The following is a 19,899-nucleotide window of genomic DNA, read 5'->3' on the forward strand; positions in this document are numbered from 1 at the left end:
TCAGCCTCTGTATCTCCGTGGCTTAATTATTTTGTCTGATATCAAAAACGTTTGTTTACAGCCCCAGACAAGTGAAAAAACAGTTTTGACATACCAATTTCTCTTATATCGGAAAACATCCCATCATACACCGTTCACAACGTGTATACCAAATAAATGGCGATCATTTCATACGCCATTCCGAAGGCCTCACCTCCAACATCGGCACGACAACCTCTTCACGCAGACTGTCGGCGAAAGACAACAGCAAAAAAACATTGGTGTGACCTGCAACCGAATCTGTGCTTGCACCAACCACCGACACTCCCGTTATGCCGCCATGCTCCTCTTTCTGTCGGGCCATGAACTGCCTGGCATTGGTGAGCAACTGCTCGCGGTAACCCTCGGGCAGACTGTCGGCCATGTTCACACCCGACAGATAGGCTTCATACTCACCTGATATAAGGTGCTCGTAATAGCCCTTGGCACTGACAGCGGCCAACTCTTGCGGTGATACTTCACCGCCACACGACACAAAAAGCACAACGACTGCCATCTGCAACAATATAGCGGCCTTTGCCATAAATCGCCTGAAAGATGTCAATGTCATGTTCAAGACCCGTTAAGCGGTTTTACTTCTGACGGATGAAGATGTTTATCGGAGTACCCGTAAGCGTCCAGTTCTCACGTATCTTATTTTCAAGGAAACGCCTATAAGGCTCCTTGATATACTGAGGCAGATTGGCATAGAACACGAAAGAAGGTATCTGCGTATTCGGCAACTGCGTGCAGTATTTTATCTTTATATATTTACCTTTTATCGATGGCGGCGGGAATGCTTCTATGAGAGGTAACATCACCTCGTTGAGTTTCGACGTGCCGATTTTGGCCTTGCGGTTCAGATAGACATCCTTTGCAGTCTCAAGCACCTTGAATATACGTTGCTTGGTGATTGCCGAGGCAAAGATTATAGGGAAATCGACAAACGGAGCCATGCGCTTCCGTATGGCGTTCTCGAAAGTGTCTATCACCTTCTGGGTCTTATCCTCCACAAGGTCCCACTTGTTCACCACCACAACGAGGCTCTTGTTGTTCTTCTGTATGAGCTGGAAGATGTTCATGTCCTGAGCCTCTATGCCGCGAGTGGCGTCTATCATCAGCACACACACGTCGCTGTTCTCTATAGCCCGGATAGAACGCATCACACTGTAAAACTCCAAATCCTCCGTGACCTTGTTCTTACGGCGTATACCTGCCGTATCCACGAGATAGAAATCGAAGCCGAACTTATCGTAACGGGTATATATGCTGTCGCGCGTGGTGCCCGCAATCTCGGTTACGATGTTGCGGTCCTCACCTATGAAAGCGTTGATTATGCTGCTCTTGCCGGCATTCGGCCTTCCGACGATGGCAAACCGGGGAATGCCCTCTTCGAGCAACTCACTGTTGTCTGACTTCAACTTGCCCACGACCATGTCGAGCAGGTCGCCCGTACCGCTACCCGTAGCGGCACTTATGCAGAACGGCTCACCCAGACCGAGCGAGTAAAACTCGGCCGCATAATACTGCATATCGTTATTGTCCGTCTTGTTTGCCACGAGAATTACCGGCAGTTTGGTACGGCGCAGAATCATCGCCACATCCTCGTCCCAGTCTGTCACGCCGTTCATCACGTCCACAAGAAAGAGCACGAGATCGGCCTCCTCCGTGGCTATTATCACCTGCTTGCGTATCTCTTCCTCGAAGATATCGTCTGAATTAACCACCCATCCGCCGGTATCTACTACTGAAAACTCCCGTCCGTTCCACTCGCACTTGCCATACTGGCGGTCGCGTGTCGTTCCGGCCTCATCGCTGACAATGGCCTGGCGCGACTTGGTCAGACGGTTGAAAAGTGTCGACTTTCCCACATTGGGGCGTCCTACTATTGCTACTAAATTTGCCATGCTATCACTTTTTATACCCTATATACTTTCCTCACTCCGATATATACCCCAATTTTTCCATACCGTGCCTTACTAATCCGGATTATACCCGAAACTGTCAAGCTCGCGCTTCGAACTGCGCCAGTCCTTATCCACTTTGACGAACACTTCAAGGAAAATGCTCTTGCCAAAGAACCGTTCGAGGGCCTTACGGCTCTCGCTGCTCACTTTTTTCAACGCCACACCCTGATGACCGATGATTATGCCTTTCTGCGAATCGCGTTCCACATAGATCACCACGTTGATGTGTATACGGCGGTCGTCTTCCTTGAACTGTTCCACACGCACTTCCACCGAGTAAGGTATCTCTTTGTCGTAATAGAGCAATATTTTCTCGCGGATAATCTCGCTTACGAAGAAACGCGCCGGCTTGTCTGTGAGCTGATCCTTGCCGAAATACGGCGGACTGTCTGGCAACAGTTCCTTTATGCGGCGCAACAGGATGTCCACCCCGAACTTGTTCAGAGCTGAGATAGGCAGAATCTCTGCGTTGGGCAACAGGCTGTGCCAACGCTCCACCGTGTCGCCAAGCGTCTTCTGGTCGCTCTGGTCTATCTTGTTGATAAGCAACAGAACAGGCACTTTCATGCGCGACACCTTGTCGAGAAAGTCCTTGTTCTTCTCGGGATTTTCCACCACGTCGGTGACATACAACAGCACGTCGGCGTCTTGCAGGGCCGACTCGGAGAAAGCGAGCATCGACTCCTGCAACTTATAATTGGGTTTGAGCACGCCCGGAGTGTCGGAAAACACTATCTGCATGTCGTCCGTATTGACTATGCCCATTATGCGGTGGCGCGTTGTCTGCGCCTTGAAAGTGGCTATCGATATTCGCTCACCCACAAGCTGGTTCATCAGCGTCGACTTGCCCACGTTGGGATTTCCCACAATATTCACGAATCCTGCCTTATGCATATATACGATGTTATGATGAGGGAGAAAAAAAACGCACCTTAATCATAGTTAGGATGCGTTTTCTTTATGATGTATTGTTGTTGTTGTTATTATTTCGCTCCCGCTACCGACGCGCCGTCGTAAGCCCACTTGTAGTATGACGCACCATGTACAAACCCGGCTCCGAAAGCCGTGAATATAAGGTTGTCTCCTTTCTTGAGCTTGCTCTCATTGTCCCACAGCGCCAGCGGTATGGTGGCGGCACTGGTGTTACCGTAATGCTCGATGTTCACCATAACCTGCTCCATAGACAGGTCGAGACGCTTGGCCACGGCCTCGATGATGCGCATGTTTGCCTGATGGGGCACCACGTAAGCGATGTTGCTCTTGTCGAGGTTGTTTCGCTCCGCTATGAGGGCACAGTCGTCGCTCATGCTCGTCACTGCATAGCGGAACACCGTGCGACCCTCTTGATAGAGGTAGTGCAGACGGTGGTCTACGGTGAAGTGCGACGGCGGGCAGACCGAGCCTCCCGCTTTCAGGTGCAGGAAAGGCAGACCCTTTCCGTCCGTGCGGAAGTGCGAGTCCATCACTCCGATATTCTGCTCTGTGGTGGCCTCCACAAGCACAGCGGCCGCTCCGTCTCCGAAAAGCGCGCATGTACTGCGGTCTTTATAGTCTACCACCGACGACATCTTGTCGGCTCCGATTACAATTATTTTCTTGTACCGACCGCTTTGTATCATCGTTGCCGCCGTGTCGAGAGTGTAGAGAAATCCGCAGCATGCGGCCCACATGTCGAACGCAAAGGCGTTCTTCAATCCCAACTTGCCCAGCACGATTGAAGCGGTGGACGGGAACTTGTAATCGGCAGTAGATGTGGTCACTATGAGAGCATCGATGGTGTCGGGATCCACGCCGGTCTTCCGGAGAAGATCTTTTGCCGCCTTGCGCGCCATGTATGACGTGCCGAGGCCTTCCTCGGTGAGTATACGCCGCTCCTTGATGCCGACACGCGTCATAATCCACTCGTCATTGGTGTCTACCATTCTCGACAGTTCCTCATTGTTGAGGATATAGTCGGGAACGTAGCCGCCGATACCGGTGATTATCGCGTTTATCTTTTCCATTATTCAGCCACTTCGTCCTTAACGATAGCTACCTTGCCTCTGTAATAACCGCAAGTGGGGCATACTGTGTGGTATACGTAGTAAGCGCCGCAGTTGGGGCATACTGCCAGTGTGGGAGCTACTGCCTTGTCATGGGTTCTTCTTTTAAGTGTACGAGTCTTCGACTGTCTTCTTTTAGGATGTGCCATAATTCTTTAATTTTAATCTTTTGGTTCTTTAATCTTCAATAGTCCACTCCATCGCGGATCCATAGGCTTATCTGCCTCCCCTTCACTACTTCGGGTAGCTGAGTGCTCTGCGAGCGTCTCTATCATGTCACGGTTACATTTTCCAGGTGCATGCACGTGCTTGATGGGGATGCTTAAAGCTATAAATTCGTAGATGAACCACGCCGTGTCGAGAACACCGTCGTCCTCGGGCACCGTCACGAGGTCATCGTCTTCCGAGTATTCGTCGCCGAACTTAACCGCCATGCGGTTGTCTGTAACTATCGCCTGTGGCATGTCATCGAGACAGCGGTCACACTGCACCGTCACCTCGCCCGATATATGAAAGCTCAAATCGAAGCAACTGTCAGCGACCCGCCTTACAAGCAGGTCGACAGCCACATCGCCTTTCCTGACCTCGGGGGCGTCTATCGCCTCGAAGTAGCTGTCGTCCAGGGCAAACGAGATGCGTGTCTCATCGTCTTTGAGCCCTTTCAAATCAATCTTAAAAGGTTGTAAACTGCACATTTACAATAGATACAATATTGTTTCGGGCGGCAAAGTTACAAATATTTTTTCATTCGGGCAACAAGAGAGACGCTTTTTTAGCCCATACATACGGGAAAAGTGAAAAAATGCGAAAGAGTGAGTTTAGGATAAGTACCTTACATAAATCTGTAGACTTGCCGTTTTTGCCAGATTTAGGCCCCATACAAAAGAAAGAACTTGTGATAACTCCCATAGTGGTAAAAGTGACTACCACCATATTTGCTTACCATCTTCGTATGTGAAAATCCGCTCCTCATTACCGCGAGTCTTGTTTTTTAAAAGCAATAGGGCATTTTCCGGTACTCCATCATATACAAGTGAGAAGCCATAAGCTACCTGTACCCCAAGCGAAAGCCATCCTTCATTATAATAAAACAAATCATACTTATCACCCGGGATTACAAAATTACCATCATTTTTCGGATAAAATACAATATGACTGATTGATTGCTGTTTCCCAAAATCCAAACCGATGGAATATCCTTTCTCTTGCTTTATCATTGTCGTGAAAGTGTCACCGTCAAAACATCTTTCAACTTTTTCTGCATTCATAGCAAAAGGCTTACCGCACAACATGGTATTCTCATTCCAAAACTCCAGTTCTGTCAATGGGCTTCGGCGATTTTCCGGTGATACATATCTCACATACCTATACTTCTTCGAAGACTCTATAACAATTTTATTGCGAAATATGGGTATTTGATTTATTTTATACAATGTGTCGCTGTTTGCAAAATCCCGGTCATTGCTGCCTTCAAAATATCCACCGCGCAACTCTACCCAGTTCTTGACATGTGCGCCCACAAGCGGATATTTACGGTCTATGATAATTCTACGCAATTTACCGTTTTTTTTCATGTATTTTTTCTCGTTCGCAAAGAGAAATGGAGTTTCTATCGCAGTCAACTCCCCACTCCTAAACACAGCGGGCATATAAACAATGGAATCTCCTATATCTCTGAATTTGAACATACCATATTCCTTTTTTGCCCATGCCACAGGACGCCATCCACGTCCGGTTTCATAAATGCAAAGATAACAATACTTAGAGTCTGTATTATTTCTGATACTTAAAACATTGTTAAGCCTATAATTTGCTGAAACATCCGCGAGATAAGGGTTAATAAACATCCCACGCGTTTCTTCATCCGCCTCATTGTCATTATAATCTGATGGAATTATCTCAAATGTCATACGCTTTATTTTGGCACACTTTTTCTTAAAGTCAAGTCTATATGGAAATTCTTTTTCCGCTTTGAAACTTAACGGAAAAGTCGATGCATCTACAGGATTGCAGCATCGTGCCACAGAATCTCTTTCCGCCACAGTAAAAACACCGTCATCTGTAACTAACGCTACCCACGAGTGCCCTGATGTACTGTAATTTGCCCAACGGTCTACAGTTTCTACTGCAACTGGAATACCTAGTGCCCGCATCACCATCGCCATATAAACACATCTTTGCAGGCAAGAACCTTTATTTATACGCTCCATGTCAATGACATCAAGCAGATAAGGATAGTCAAATGACTTTATCAACATTTTTCTTTGCAATGCCGTATACACCCTAGCATAAGCCTTTCTGATATCAGAAACATCCCTAATAAGAGTTTCATACTCATGCCACAGAGAATCACGCCATCCAATAGGAGCAAGACGTTCGTATTGCACCCTATACGGCAAAATGTAACGGCAAAACAAATTAAAACTCACATCTTTATGCCATGGAGTGTTTTTCCATGTCTTAAAAGCGTTGTCTATATTATCTATGATATAATCGGCATTTAATACACGCACATCTAAAATTTTCGTACGGTTTATGTCATATTTCCTCATTTCTTTCCATATACTTTTCAGTTGTCCTGTACCAATTACCGTGTCTGAATTATGGACTTTAGTCGCAAAAGAATCTATACCGGCACTGCTGACGGTATAATGGGCTGCCATATTGCTGATTAGGAACACAGCAGCTTTACACTTGATTCGGTCATCTCCACTCGTTCCGCTATAATGTTTTATTACTTTCCGCAATTCTCCACTATTCTTTTGGGCTATATTCATCGCCGTTTCGGTGTTACCATCACATGCCATGAATATAAGAGCTGCAAAAACCGGACATATAACCTCGAGAATAGCTTTTCTCATTATATTTATCTGTATTTTTATTAATAATAAAATTAGAAATACTCGTATTCTTGCTCATAACATTGTATCTTGACGATATATAATCAAGCCAAACCGGCATTTCGTCCGTGAATTTTACCGGAGTTAATGAACATATATACTATAGTCTTTGCCCATTAACTCCGGCTCATCCAATCATTTTTTAGCCGCATGAACTGTCAGCTTTCATTTATCGCCGCGCTATGTCCACGTGCTATTTATCAGAGAAATTCTCTCGCCAATATAAAAACCATTCGCATGGCACTACAAAACTGTATGCAAGAATAAGCGCAAGACAAATTCCCCAAACATACATTTTGTTTTTATAAAAGCACAAGACACCCATAAAAATACTTGCAAGACAGATAACAGGCACAGAGATTGAAATAAGTGTCCCTCCAAAATCATTTATTCTGAGAGGTATCTCACATATAAAACGACCAACAATGATTGCTATGACAATCATCGTTGTTGTCATGGCTTCCGATTTGTATTTTTTCAGGCAATACCATGTGAATACAAGAAAACAAACACTTTCCACTCCGGCTGCCAGAGCAAAATGGATTCCGGCTGTCCAGCAGGTGAGAATAAACAGTAAGAGTGACAGACCTGCTATTTTAAGCCATTCACGATATATATTCATAATCATTTAATTTTAACATATTAAAGGCCACCGCAACGACCATCGCATTCTGATACCCAAAGCCAGCCACAGCCCATAGTGGTTCCTATACAATCTGCGTCTTCACATGGATAACTAACAGTAGGAAAACAAGATATATTACTTTCCGTATTACAATTACACTCTGATTTGTCATTTCCGGATTCTGACGCAACTGCCATTTTTGCACTTGAGCGAAGTGATTTTTTCCTTATTTCAAGTGTACCCTTTCTGTCTTTTAATGCCAAACCTGTTCCTGCGATAGAATAAGCTATTTCTTTTGTCCACCCAAAATTACGTTCCGCTTCTTTTTGCCAAGTATAAAAGAACTTATCTATCTCATCTAATTCTTCATCCGTTCTTCGGCCTTCATAATAGACATCATGATGAGCCATAAAAAAGTCTTCTGCTTTCTGTATATGGTGAAGTTCTTCTGTATCCCAGTTCAAGGACTTCACTTCAGCGAATTTCTCCTGCCAGAACTTTATTTTCTGTTCAGGAGTAAACGCTCTATAAACAGCCACATTGACCTTATTACTAAGCCCTTTCCACTGGGCACGGGTCATGGCATGCACTTCATCAACATTGGATTTAACCCATGCGTCAATCTGTTTGTCACAACTGTAGACCGGATCATAGTCTTGAGAGCATGCTGTAAAAAATAGCTGGCAAATCCAAATTGCCGCAAAAAACTTTACTTTTTTCATAAAAACAACTATTTAAATTAATACTTACCGTGAAAAAATGAACTAATACTTTAAATACATTACTCTCATAAAATAGGTTTTACGTATACTGTCATTTTCACTCGACGGCTATTTTTTTGACTATTTTATACTACCAATAATACGTAAAAGCACAACTTGGTTGTCATCAAAATTCACATATATAGGCTTGGTTAGTTTTCCTGATTGATTCGTTATATCAATATGACCGGAAATCATTTCTTCTTTTCCGGGAAGAATTGTTTGGGGAGCACTATCTATCTTTACACAGCCACACGAGACATCTATATTGTGTATCGATATAACATTCGCACCCTTGTTCTCTAGTACGAAATGGAAATTCTTGATATGTGTTTGGGATTTGTTCATCTCACCGCAATTGAAATAAGCCTGTTCAACATACATGTTTCCAACAGAACGACTTTTTTTCTCACCGTTTCCAGAGCAGCCAATAAACAGCCACCCAATAATCAGTGACAGGATAAATAATCTTGTATTCATAACTTCACCTTGTTTGCTTAATATAGTTTATAATATCGTTAATACGAACTGACGGTATCTTAATCTGCTTGGTAAGAATCTTATTAGCAATATTTTCTTTCGCTTTCACATCATTTGTTTTTTCATAAATCTGGTAAATAGCAAATAGAGGGACAAAGCGATTTGGACACATTGCAGCTGCCTGTCTAAAACAGGCCAAAGCCTTGTCATAATTTTTCTCCTCCGCATATATTTCTCCCCTAAGAAGCATAGAGTCATAATCTATTATGTCGCACTTGTCAAGCTCGACAAGCGCTTGACGGCTCCGCCCAGCCTGCAATAAACCGGCCGCATAATTATAATGAAACTCCGGATTTACAAAAACAGATTTTGAAAGTCTTTCATACTCTTGTAAAGCACTAGGATATTGAGCTATCCATACATCCTCGTATGCATTCTCCCATTCTTTCTGCCATTTCGCATATAAGAAAGAATAAGAAATAATACCAATACCGGCGATAAACATTACCAACGACATTGGTTTAAGAGATTCCATATTTTTTATAGGAATATTGTCTGTTATATTAGCTAATGCATACGCAGTGACAATCCATGTCAATGGATAACTGAATGGATATGAGAATATCGTGAATATAATAATCACAGCAGACAATCCTATGACAAATGTTCCAGAATATATACTGCGAAAACACATATATAATAATACTGCAAGGAAACAAAAACGAATCAAGCCATAATTTACCATGAAAAAAAGAATTTCATTTAATGGATGCTTGACGTTGTCTGCAAGCATTTTCTTATTCTCTGTCTCACATCGTAAATGCCTTGCCTGATATGTCATGTATGAACGCCTAAAGCCCCCGGAGCCTCTTCCGAATAATATATTCTTACCGGAATCTAACATTGAAACAGATACGGTATAAATAAGTGCACGGCCGCTTGTTGAGGCAGGTTTGAATAGCATTAGAGTAAGTACTATAAAGAAACAAACGACAGAGATTATATACCTGTGGCGTGAACATAATATTACAACTCCGCTAACACATACCGCAATTACCCCTGTACGCGAGCCGGAAATAAATATGGTAATTATTAACATTGTCACTATCATCATTTTTAATATGAAATAAAAAGAGTTTTTATTTCGTTTACAGTCTTGAAATAAGAAAACAGCCGTCACAGACAATGTGAATGCCAGACCGGCGCTGTTGTCATATGTTCCTGCCATAAGGACGTTAGTAGACTGTCGAAAGCAGAATATAACAAAGAGAGAATACAAAGAACCTGCTATCAATGCGTTCTTCAGACTTTCAACAATCTTTTTAGAATCACGATATGTTCTGAAAAGAAGAAAAACAGATAAAAAAAATACAGTTTTTATAAAAACACACTGAAAATATCTATCGCCATACATTGATAATGATATAGCAAGTAATCCAATACAAAACACAATGGACTTGCAGGAAAGACATGCGTAGTGTGAAGCATTTATTAACGTAATAGAAACAAATACCAGCGCAATTCCAGCCAACACATAACAGACTATCCATTTTGGCAATACAATATCATCCATAAACACTCCGCTTGTTTCTATACAAATACCAAGAAGTGTCATTATAAAAACTATGGCGGATATAATGTTCTCTCGTCCATGTTTTATCAACAAAATATGATATATTGCATTATTCATAACAGACAATCTATCATGTTATTTTTCAACACAGGTTGTGCAAAGAGCTATTTTTTTCTTTTTATACACATATATAATAACAAATATATTCGAAACGGATATAATCCATAATATAATGCTCTTATAAAATGATGTCCGGGCTGTAAAAGATAACAATTCCCCAAAACATCCGCAAGATTCTATACTGCCTCCTGACGGAGGGAAAAGATAATTGGCACCTGTTAGAAAAACAAAAAATGATATCGCGACAAGAAATAAAATTCCTATAATTACATCGAGCTTTTTATAAAAGGCCAATAGTCCAATCATAATCTCCGTCATACAGACACTAACAGCAATCCAACTCCTTGCACTTACAAGCCATGACCCAAAATATATTTCCGAATATTGAGCAACTTCATTGGCAAAAGCGTCAATATTCATGAACTTAGCCAATCCAGATATTATAAAGATAATTCCTAAAACATACGTGCATAGATTTTTGAAAAAATACATATAAGCCATTGTTTATTATTTGTTTAAAGTTATAGTTACAAAAATTACTGTGTGTTTTTTGTGTTTATTTATTTTACAAATATATAAAATATAATTGATACATTTACATGATGATTGTTAATTAATAAAAAAAATACAACAAATCAGATTAAGAACACCTTAACTGTATAAGATTTTGGGATTATATCAACTCCGGCAACGGACAAAGAAAAGCCAAAAGACCACACGGGTTAAGTTTCTTTAAAAAGTGTTGTATCAAGCTACAAAATATTTGCAAGATTACCTACTTTTATAATTATTTGGTGTCCGGTAAACATGTCATAGCACTTATTCCTTCTGGTTTTGTTCATGGACAAGCCCTCTTTTGGGCAAGCCAAGTTCGCTGTCCGGTAAAACGCGCCTTACTTTTGAAACATCCACCAACATATAAGCGCATGAACTTCGTTAGAATGGCTATATAAAGGCCATATATGCCACTTTCTTGTAATTTCAGTACTCCTGTACAGCAGTTACATCAGCTATCCGACAAACAGAATGGCGAAAAATACATTGAAAAGTTTTACCGGACACCAATGTTTTATAATATCGGAAACAGGCAAACAAGCCAGATACCGTCGCAAACAAATAAGTCATTAATTGCGGCGCAATTAATGACTTATTTGTTTGCGTTATAACGAGATATTAATTGACGTGTATTTCGGTGCATGTCACAACACATTTTGACGCTTATCGTAATACGACGGTAAAATAGCGCAAGCCACGGGCATATCAAACTGTTGTCGACGGCCCCCGACGGTATGATATTTTGTAATTATTTTATCACAAATTTAACACTTTATTTTTCATCGAAACAGAGTGGACAATGTGATATATACTGTGATATATATCGCGATAAGCGGCCGGCAGACAATCGGCCGATTTGCCAAAAACGTGCATTCAGCGGCTCGTTGGGTTGCATTATGCCGTCCGTTGCGCGGCGTTTAGATACTCGTTGGGAAGCAACGGGACGCTAAATGCAACCCAACGGGATACTAAACGGCCGGATCGGACTTTCCAAAACGAGGCTTTCCTGGCATCGCTCGAGACACAAAATAGATATACAACTGATTTACAGGCAATTACACAAACCATCCGAAAACTCGCGTATTTCCGGACGCCGGACTTTTATTTTTAAACAAGTGAGTTTTGAAAAGCAATTTGTAAAGATAGTTCCGAACGGTCGGCAACGCACGACACCATCACCTCGCCCGAGATATGAAAGCTCAAATAGAAGCAACTCTCGGCAGCCCGCCTCACGAACAGGTCGACAGCCACATCGCCCTTTCTCACCTCAAGAGCGTCCATCGCCTCGAAGTAGCTGTCGTCAAGGGCAAAAACGAGATGTGTGTATAGTCGTCTTTCAGCCCTTTCATATCAATCTTAAATGGCTGTAAACCGCATATTTACAACAGATACAATATTTCTTGGGCGGCAAAATTACAAATAGTCTCTATATTCATACAACAACAGGGAGCGTTTTTTAGTGGCGCTCCCTGTTGTTTAAAGGCGTAAGGACAACGGCCTGCGGCTATTTCTCGAGCGCATCGGCCGCTCTCAGTAGAAGGTCTTTCTCTATTTTCGCATCAGGAGAAGTCAGTTTCGCGGCTATCGCACGCAACTCTCCTGCACATGATTTGCGCATTTCAGCGTCTTTCACCGGACATTTCAAACTGCTTTTATATATCTCTGTCGGGAATACTGTAAGTTCTCCTTTATTGATTCTTTCCAGCGCCCTCTTCATGCTTTTGATATACATATTGAATGTATAAAGCCATTGGGTTTCCGCTTCCGTATCGCTTTCAAACGTGGAATGCGATGCCTTCTTTGGCTCCGGTTTGGCACCATAATCGGCAATCAACGACATTTCGGCTCCGCCATTGCCGTCTTCTTTCCACTCAATGGCATACACATGGCGGCGGTTGCGGGCCGTATCCTTCACATCAGGGAAGACCATCACCATATAACTGGATTTAGGGTCATTGCTCCCCACATTTATCTTCAAGTCGCCCGATCCGACGGAGATAACGGAATGCCGTGATTTGAGAGCGCCGGTACCTGAGCGGGAGAATATCTTGGCGGCCGACTCACGGTCTTTGGCAAATTCTCTCTTTACATCATCAATCAGATTGACATCCTCCTTACCGAGCGAAAAAACGTATACATCCGTGGTGCTGTTCACCTCGCCCGTCGCTTTGTCTATGCCCTTCACGTGGTTTTCGCCCGTTATCAGGTCGACGCGCTTTTCCAGTCGCTTAAACGTCTCAACTATATTCTCCTGAGAGAAAACCGGCATGGCGCATACAGCGGCCATGCACAAGACTGCGATTTTTCTGATTTTCATAATTCTTCTTTTTATAATAGGTTATTAATTGAATATGTGTCACAATACAATAACAGCATCACGGGCGACGATTTTATAGTTATCGTCTTCATCGTTCACGAGTATATAGTTTGCATTTCTCTGCATCATAGCCTCATACGCCTGCAACATCACCTCATTGTTGTCTGCCCGTCGGACGGCCTCCATTGCGGCAAGACACTCCGCTTTCTCACGGGCATAAATCATTTCGGGAGTCATCTCTGCCGGCTTCTCCGAAGATGCGGCCGGTGTGCGGTCTGACATTGGCTTCTCATACGTCAGCCGGTTCTGTCCGGCTTTATTCTTTTTATTCATCCGTGGGTTACCGCCGGATTTTTCTGTGGCAGGCTTCTCCACACCGGTTACGGCAAGGCGATTGTCTAAGTCTGTCTCACGGGATTCCATTCCGGCAGTCGGAGCGCGGCCGGGACTGACCGCCGGCACATCTGCATTGCATGAAAGGCGCGGCTGCTCTTCACCGGAGCGGAACTGCCACCCCGCAACGGCGATACCGAAAAGCACCAGCACCACAGCGGCAGCCGTCAACAGGGAACGCACCGGCCATGCGATGCGCAGCGGCGGGCGCCTTTCGCGCATCCCGTCGTCAAAATATGAAAACATATCTTTATACGCCTTCCATTCCTCCGGTATGTCACGGGCTGTCCGGAAATAATCTCCCAGCACCTGCTCCTCATCCACTGTGGTATCTCCGGCCATAAACCTGTCTATCAGTATGGCGATGTACTCTTTTGAGTGATTTGTCTTCATTGTTCTACCTCCTTTCTTTCATTTTCTCAAGCAATATCTTTCTGGCCCGGGCAAGCAATGTACGCACCGACGATTCCTTTATACCGAGCCGGGCGGCAATCTCCGAACCACCGCATCTCTCCACCTGCCTCATATATAATATGGTGTGCCACGTCTCTGGAAGCCGGGCCTGTCGGGCGGCGAGCCACTCCTCATTGTCCTTGTCTTCGATATCCTCTAACGGGCCGTATGCGGTGCTCGCCAAGTCTGCCGGTACGGCATCCATTGATTCCGGCTGCCTGCGTCTGAAAGAGTTGAGCACCTGACGGCGGGCGATAGTCATGGCCAAAGCCTCCGGCGAACGGAAGCGGTCGAGGTCGTCGCGCATCTGCCACATGCGCAGCATAACATCCTGCGCTATGTCTTCGGCATCAGCAATGTCGAGTCCGAACCGCCGTGCCTGCATGGCGGCCCTGTCGCGCAGGCGCCCGGCTATATGCTCAAATGATTTTTCGTCCATATCTTCAAAGCTGTTTACAATATAAAGACACACAAGAACATAACATGCAAACAGTCTTTAACATATATTAATCAATATACCGGATATCGGACTGAAAGAAGCGGCAAGGCTTTCACCATACAACCATCTATTTCTGAAGTTCTATCCTGAACGTAGTGCCTTTGCCAATCTCCGAGTTTTTCACGTATATACGCCCCTTGTGATATTCCTCTACTATGCGCTTGGCGAGCGAGAGACCGAGGCCCCAGCCGCGTTTCTTGGTAGTGAAGCCCGGTGTGAACACGTTTTTTATGTCTTTGCGGCGTATGCCCTTTCCGTTGTCGGCCACCTCGATGACCACACGGTCGTGCTCGTCGAACATGGTGAGCGTTATCCGTCCGCGGCCTTCCATGGCATCGACGGCGTTCTTGCAGAGGTTTTCTATCACCCACTCGAAGAGCGAGGCGTTCATCCTCACCCGTACGTCATGGTCGGGGAAGCGATGGACGATGTCGACACTGGCCGATGTCCGTCTTGCCATATAGTCGACAACATGGTCGAGCACCTCGTTCATGCTCGCGTCGACAGGCTCCGGCAGCGAACCGATTTTGGAGAAACGCTCGGCAATGCGTTCCAGACGGCGCACGTCTTTGTTCATCTCCGGAATAAGTTCATCGTCGGGATAGTTCTCGCGCAGTATCTCGACCCACGCCATGAGGCTCGAAATGGGAGTGCCGAGCTGGTGTGCCGTCTCCTTGGAAAGGCCCACCCACACCTTGTTCTGCTCGGCACGCTTTGAAGAAAGAAGTGCGAAGATAGCCACGACGACAAATATCAACACTATGCCCAACTGCACGTAAGGATACGAATAGAGGCGCTTGAGCATCGTCGACTCGTCGTAGCAAACGAGCTGGTAGTCTTTTCGGTCGGTACCGAAATCGACACGGATATACCGCCCGCTATTGTACATGCGGCGACCGAGTTCGGCCACGTATGCGATGGAGTCGGCCTCGTTGCCGGCCTTGATGTCGATGTTGCGATAGTCAGTGACCCGTCCGCCCGGGTCCATCACTATCACGGGGATGGTGTTGTTGCCTTGTATGACGTTGAGCACAAGGGAGACATCGGTGTTCTCGTCGGCATTGTTCAACGCGTTCAATGCCTGCGCCCATATCTCCATCTTCGTGCGTTCCTCGTCAGACAGATCCCTGACCAGAAAATGAGACACCGCCAGCGACGCCACGGCTATCAACACGGCGGCAATCACCAGAATTATCTTCACCTGTCTGATACGGTCTGTCCACTGCATAACAATTCGGATAATATATTTTAAACGGTAAAGAGGCTGTTATATTGTACAATCATGGCGGAAAGAGGAATTCAACAAATCCTCTCTCCGCCATGATACCGGCCGGAACGATAGGCAAACGGTATATTCCGGCAACACTTTCATTTCAAATATGTCATGTAGAACCCGGCAATCTCGTCGAACGGAATGACATCTGTCTTGTCGTATAAATCGGTATGAACGGCTCCCGGAACGATGAGCAACCTCTTGTTGCCGCCTTTGAGCGACTTGAAAGTGTCTTCGCTGAAATAGCGCGAGTGCGCATTCTCGCCATGGACAAGAAGCACGGCGCTACGAATCTCGTCGGCATAGGCAAGAATTGGGGCGTTGACAAATGTGATAGATGATGTCGCGTTCCACCCGAGACCGGAGTTTACGGAACGCGGATGATAGCCTCGGGATGTCTTGTAGTAGCCGTAATAATCCTTCATGAACTGCGGGGCATCGGCGTCAGGTTCCGGATTCATCACCGTACGCCTGTAAGTGCCGGTATGAGCGTCCTCCGTGCGCTGAGCGCTAAGCCGGACACGCATTTCATGACGCGCGGAATCACTGTCGGAAGCATCGAAATATCCGGCCGACTGACAACGGCTGATATCGTACATCGTGGAAGCCACAGTAGCCTTGATACGTGTATCGACGGCAGCTGCATTGATCGAAAAACCGCCCCAGCCACAAATACCGAGTATCCCGATGCGCTCTTTATCCACATTATCCAGAGTGGTAAGAAAGTCCACCGCCGCACTGAAATCTTCTGTATTGATATCGGGAGAAGCCACACTGCGTGGTGTTCCGCCGCTCTCACCTGTGAACGACGGGTCAAAAGCGACAGTGATAAACCCTCGTTCTGCAAACTCCTGAGCATAAAGCCCGGAACACTGTTCCTTTACCGCTCCGAAAGGACCACAGACCGCTATTGCCGCAAGACGGCCTTCCGCACTCTTAGGCACGTACATGTCTGCCGCAAGCATTATTCCGAAACGGTTTACAAACGTAACCTTACTGTGGTTTACCTTGTCGCTCTTCGGAAAAGTCTTATCCCATTCCTCTGTCAGATTTAACTTTGCCGTATTGTCCGTCTCCGGAATTCTGTTTGTCTGCGCCACAACGCAAGTAGCGGCGGATATCAGACATGTCACAACGATTGTCTTAATACTCATAATAGATTTTCTTGATTTCATTATTAAAATACGGTATTGGCACAACAGGCCGTAAACCGTTCTATCCACCGCAAAATTACAGCAATGCCCGAAAATATGCCGTGGACAATTGCCCGAATAAACAACCAAGATTACCGATTATGAATATCCCATATATTATTTTATATAATTAAATCTCATGAGTATTGTGCCTGCAGCCACAGATTATGTTATTTCGTCTTACACAAAACGTGAGCATGGCAAAAGAGGGTCAATGTAAAAAAGCGGTTGTTAAAAAGGAGAAAAAAGGAGAACTTTGCCGAATGAAACAATGGCAAGTATTACGGACAATATTTCCGGAATTTATAACAGAGAATTTTGAGTTTGTTGATTATAAGGAAAGCGACAATCAACTGGACTACAGGCTTGATGAGCGCGGTTATATGTCACTCGAGGATTACAAGAAAGGGACAGTCCGCGAATATGGATTTACAGACGAGCGTAAAATACAGGATTTCCCCATACGCGGCAAAGCGGTTTTCCTGCATGTGAGGCGCAGGAAATGGCGAGATACAGAGGATGGAAGCATATTCACCTACGACTACGACATGACGGAAGAAGGCTCACGCCTGACCCCTGAGTTCGTAGCTTTTTTAAAAGAAGCGGATTGAGTCAACACCCGAAAGCATCCGTTCCATAGGGGCGCACTATGGTGTAAACGGGGCCAATCTGTCAAGGCAATACAAGGAAATGTCCAGTGACTACCGAAGCTGTAAGCAGCTTGACCATGCAGGGGAATATATTCTGTATCCTCAGAATATCGGTCCTAATCTCGCCATTGATGAGTCATCTCTAAGTTGCGGCGAGCTTTATACTTTCGTTACCAACCGCGACGCTCATGGCGGCAAGGGAGCACTGGTTGCCGCCATATGCGGCACAAAGGCCGAGGCCGTCATGGCCGTTCTTGAAAAGATACCGCTTGTAAAGCGCAATACCGTCAGAGAGATTACACTGGATCTGTCATCATCCATGATGCTCATAGCCCGGAGGTCATTCCCCAAGGCAACTGTCACCAACGACCGCTTCCATGTCCATAAACTCTATTATGATGCCATCGACGAACTGCGCATTTCCCTGCGATGGATGGCCCGCGACATTGAAAACGATGAAATGGCACGCTGTCGTAAGGAAGGCGTGGCTTATGTCCCGTTTCGCTACGCCAACGGTGACACTCGCAAGCAACTGCTTGCCAGAGCAAAATACATCCTCACCAAACACGCCTCGAAGTGGACACACTCACAGCGGTGGAGAGCCGACATCATCTTTGAGTTCTACCCGGAGCTGAAAAAAGCCTACGATCTTGCTATGGATCTGACTGACATTTTCAATCAGAAAGTAGATAAGGATGTAGCACGGCTAAATCTTGCCCGGTGGTATAACAAAGTGGATGAAATGGACGGAGGACAGTTCCGCACAGTCACCGAGACTTTCCGCAATCACTATGATACTATCCTGAACTACTTCATAAACCGGTCCACAAATGCAGGAGCAGAATCGTTCAATGCCAAAGTCAAAGCATTCAGAAGCCAGTTCCGGGGAGTGACGGACATTCCATTCTTCCTTTTCCGACTGTCCAAACTGTGTGCCTAATATTTTTTTACTCTCGGAAATTCTTAACACTTCAACCGGATTTTGCTGCTGACCCGCAAAAGACCGGTTATGCCGATATAAACAATTGCCGCTTCATACAATAAAAGTAAAGTCCATTACGCCGGTCGGCGTAATGGACTTCACGGTTCACATTGTGTCAACCATATCATAATACCAACAGACATGTATAACTGAAGAATAGACACATTACTCCATGAAGATGAGAAAGCGGGTAATTATGTGATAAAGACCAGCTTCTTTTAAGACAACGACAGTACGGCAATAACAACCATGTTACAATTTCTTGATGATTGGCCTGAAAGAAGCAACAAACCTATCCGTATATGTCTTTAACCACTCAAACAGTTCGGGCTGGACAGACTTATCCGTATAGTCACACTGCTTATATAAATCTATCGTCGATGTCTTCTTTCCCTCAAGCCTTCTCCAATCCAAAGCATGTCCAATAGCAGCTTCCGCTTCCTCTTTATAGGAAAGCAATCTATCGAAACTCTTTTTATCCATTTCGCCACCCAAGTAAAGCTGAACGGTGATCTTCCGCTCTTTTGCATTCAAAAGCAGTGAGATCTGAAACTTGGAACGGCCGATGGCTATATTCATCCAATGGCTGTATGAAGGGGATTGGGTTCTGAATTTATCGGATGGATTAGCTACCATATACTCACAGAAAGATGACCAAAACTCATATCGTGCCATCTCCGAATCCGTTCTATTATCCGAAGAAACCTGACTTGAAGAGCTTCTAACATCCTTGCTCCATCCATTGGGTTTAGCTATGACATTGAAAACCGGCGCGGCCGGACTATGGTCTATCTTTATCAATTGAATCTCATATGCGTAAGCCCCATATGTCTATCGGGTGACCCGCAAAGGCCGCCACCTGACGGAACGCATGACGCGGGGACACAAAAAAAGTTCCCCCGGACACCATGACGTGTCCGGGGGAACGGAAAAAAGGCGGCCTCCTACTCTCCCGCATTGCATCGCAGTACCATCGGCGCAGGCGGGCTTAACTTCTCTGTTCGGAATGGGAAGAGGTGGGACCCCGCCGCAATAACCACCTGATAAGGCTTTATCGAGGATGACTATCACACACAAGACAGAAAAAATAACATGAAC

General features: G+C 45.0%; 21 protein-coding genes and 1 rRNA gene. 2 read left to right on the forward strand and 20 right to left on the reverse strand.

Annotated features, from left to right (window positions below):
* Nucleotides 1-163: 163 nt before the first annotated feature.
* The 18 genes from HPS53_RS07940 to HPS53_RS08025 form a co-directional block, all read right to left on the reverse strand.
* A complete protein-coding gene (locus tag HPS53_RS07940) occupies nt 164-589 on the reverse strand; it encodes a hypothetical protein (protein ID WP_172205520.1) in 426 nt (141 codons plus the stop codon).
* 22 nt (nt 590-611) lie between these two features.
* On the reverse strand, nt 612-1,925 hold the full coding sequence (gene der, locus HPS53_RS07945; protein WP_104369465.1) for a ribosome biogenesis GTPase Der: 1,314 nt from the start codon (nt 1,923-1,925) through the stop codon (nt 612-614).
* Nucleotides 1,926-1,997: 72 nt separating this feature from the next.
* Entirely contained in the window at nt 1,998-2,879 is an 882-nt protein-coding gene (gene era / locus HPS53_RS07950) for a GTPase Era (protein WP_104369464.1), read from the reverse strand.
* 89 nt (nt 2,880-2,968) lie between these two features.
* On the reverse strand, nt 2,969-3,988 hold the full coding sequence (locus tag HPS53_RS07955; RefSeq protein ID WP_104369463.1) for a beta-ketoacyl-ACP synthase III: 1,020 nt from the start codon (nt 3,986-3,988) through the stop codon (nt 2,969-2,971).
* Complete coding sequence (gene rpmF, locus HPS53_RS07960) at nt 3,988-4,176, reverse strand: 50S ribosomal protein L32 (RefSeq protein ID WP_104369462.1); 189 nt, start codon at nt 4,174-4,176, stop codon at nt 3,988-3,990. The genes HPS53_RS07955 and rpmF overlap by 1 nt, the downstream gene beginning before the upstream one ends.
* 12 nt (nt 4,177-4,188) lie before the next feature.
* On the reverse strand, nt 4,189-4,722 hold the full coding sequence (locus HPS53_RS07965; RefSeq protein WP_172205521.1) for a DUF177 domain-containing protein: 534 nt from the start codon (nt 4,720-4,722) through the stop codon (nt 4,189-4,191).
* Between the two features lie 228 nt (nt 4,723-4,950).
* Nucleotides 4,951-6,888 (reverse strand): WWE domain-containing protein, encoded by a 1,938-nt coding sequence (locus tag HPS53_RS07970; RefSeq protein ID WP_172205522.1) that lies wholly within the window; start codon nt 6,886-6,888, stop codon nt 4,951-4,953.
* Nucleotides 6,889-7,120: 232 nt separating this feature from the next.
* Entirely contained in the window at nt 7,121-7,549 is a 429-nt protein-coding gene (locus tag HPS53_RS07975) for a hypothetical protein (RefSeq protein WP_172205523.1), read from the reverse strand.
* 20 nt (nt 7,550-7,569) lie between these two features.
* Entirely contained in the window at nt 7,570-8,274 is a 705-nt protein-coding gene (locus HPS53_RS07980; RefSeq protein WP_172205524.1) for a bacteriocin fulvocin C-related protein, read from the reverse strand.
* A gap of 120 nt (nt 8,275-8,394) precedes the next feature.
* Nucleotides 8,395-8,793 carry a DUF1573 domain-containing protein gene (locus HPS53_RS07985; RefSeq protein WP_172205525.1) on the reverse strand — a complete coding sequence of 133 codons (399 nt, stop codon included), beginning with the start codon at nt 8,791-8,793 and terminating at the stop codon, nt 8,395-8,397.
* Between the two features lie 4 nt (nt 8,794-8,797).
* Nucleotides 8,798-10,366, reverse strand: a complete 1,569-nt coding sequence (locus tag HPS53_RS07990) for a tetratricopeptide repeat protein (protein WP_172205526.1) — start codon at nt 10,364-10,366, stop codon at nt 8,798-8,800.
* 135 nt (nt 10,367-10,501) lie between these two features.
* Nucleotides 10,502-10,987: a MauE/DoxX family redox-associated membrane protein gene (locus HPS53_RS07995; protein WP_172205527.1), complete on the reverse strand. Its 486-nt coding sequence runs from the start codon at nt 10,985-10,987 to the stop codon at nt 10,502-10,504.
* Nucleotides 10,988-12,148: 1,161 nt separating this feature from the next.
* Nucleotides 12,149-12,322, reverse strand: coding sequence for a hypothetical protein (locus tag HPS53_RS08000; RefSeq protein WP_172205528.1), 174 nt, complete (start codon nt 12,320-12,322; stop codon nt 12,149-12,151).
* A 223-nt stretch (nt 12,323-12,545) separates the two neighbouring features.
* On the reverse strand, nt 12,546-13,358 hold the full coding sequence (locus tag HPS53_RS08005; RefSeq protein WP_146078687.1) for a hypothetical protein: 813 nt from the start codon (nt 13,356-13,358) through the stop codon (nt 12,546-12,548).
* 39 nt (nt 13,359-13,397) lie between these two features.
* A complete protein-coding gene (locus tag HPS53_RS08010) occupies nt 13,398-14,144 on the reverse strand; it encodes a hypothetical protein (RefSeq protein ID WP_172205529.1) in 747 nt (248 codons plus the stop codon).
* A 4-nt stretch (nt 14,145-14,148) separates the two neighbouring features.
* Nucleotides 14,149-14,643 (reverse strand): RNA polymerase sigma factor, encoded by a 495-nt coding sequence (locus HPS53_RS08015; RefSeq protein ID WP_172205530.1) that lies wholly within the window; start codon nt 14,641-14,643, stop codon nt 14,149-14,151.
* Between the two features lie 127 nt (nt 14,644-14,770).
* Nucleotides 14,771-15,931 (reverse strand): PAS domain-containing sensor histidine kinase, encoded by a 1,161-nt coding sequence (locus tag HPS53_RS08020; protein ID WP_172205531.1) that lies wholly within the window; start codon nt 15,929-15,931, stop codon nt 14,771-14,773.
* Nucleotides 15,932-16,071: 140 nt separating this feature from the next.
* Complete coding sequence (locus HPS53_RS08025; protein ID WP_172205533.1) at nt 16,072-17,130, reverse strand: alpha/beta hydrolase; 1,059 nt, start codon at nt 17,128-17,130, stop codon at nt 16,072-16,074.
* 302 nt (nt 17,131-17,432) lie between these two features.
* Here HPS53_RS08025 and HPS53_RS08030 point away from each other — a divergent pair, with 302 nt between their 5' ends.
* A complete protein-coding gene (locus HPS53_RS08030; RefSeq protein WP_172205534.1) occupies nt 17,433-17,780 on the forward strand; it encodes a transposase family protein in 348 nt (115 codons plus the stop codon).
* 79 nt (nt 17,781-17,859) lie between these two features.
* Nucleotides 17,860-18,759 carry a transposase gene (locus HPS53_RS08035; protein WP_216651902.1) on the forward strand — a complete coding sequence of 300 codons (900 nt, stop codon included), beginning with the start codon at nt 17,860-17,862 and terminating at the stop codon, nt 18,757-18,759.
* A gap of 294 nt (nt 18,760-19,053) precedes the next feature.
* Here the strand turns inward: HPS53_RS08035 and HPS53_RS08040 are convergent, their stop codons facing one another.
* Together HPS53_RS08040 and rrf are read right to left on the reverse strand one after the other, a co-directional pair.
* The gene (locus HPS53_RS08040; RefSeq protein WP_172205535.1) at nt 19,054-19,602 is read right to left on the reverse strand and encodes a DUF4268 domain-containing protein; all 549 of its coding nucleotides are present in this window, start codon (nt 19,600-19,602) and stop codon (nt 19,054-19,056) included.
* Between the two features lie 130 nt (nt 19,603-19,732).
* Nucleotides 19,733-19,845 (reverse strand): 5S ribosomal RNA (gene rrf / locus HPS53_RS08045).
* Nucleotides 19,846-19,899 lie beyond the last annotated feature (54 nt).

It is taken from the genome of Prevotella sp. PTAC, from assembly GCF_013166535.1.
Taxonomy (GTDB): domain Bacteria; phylum Bacteroidota; class Bacteroidia; order Bacteroidales; family Bacteroidaceae; genus Prevotella.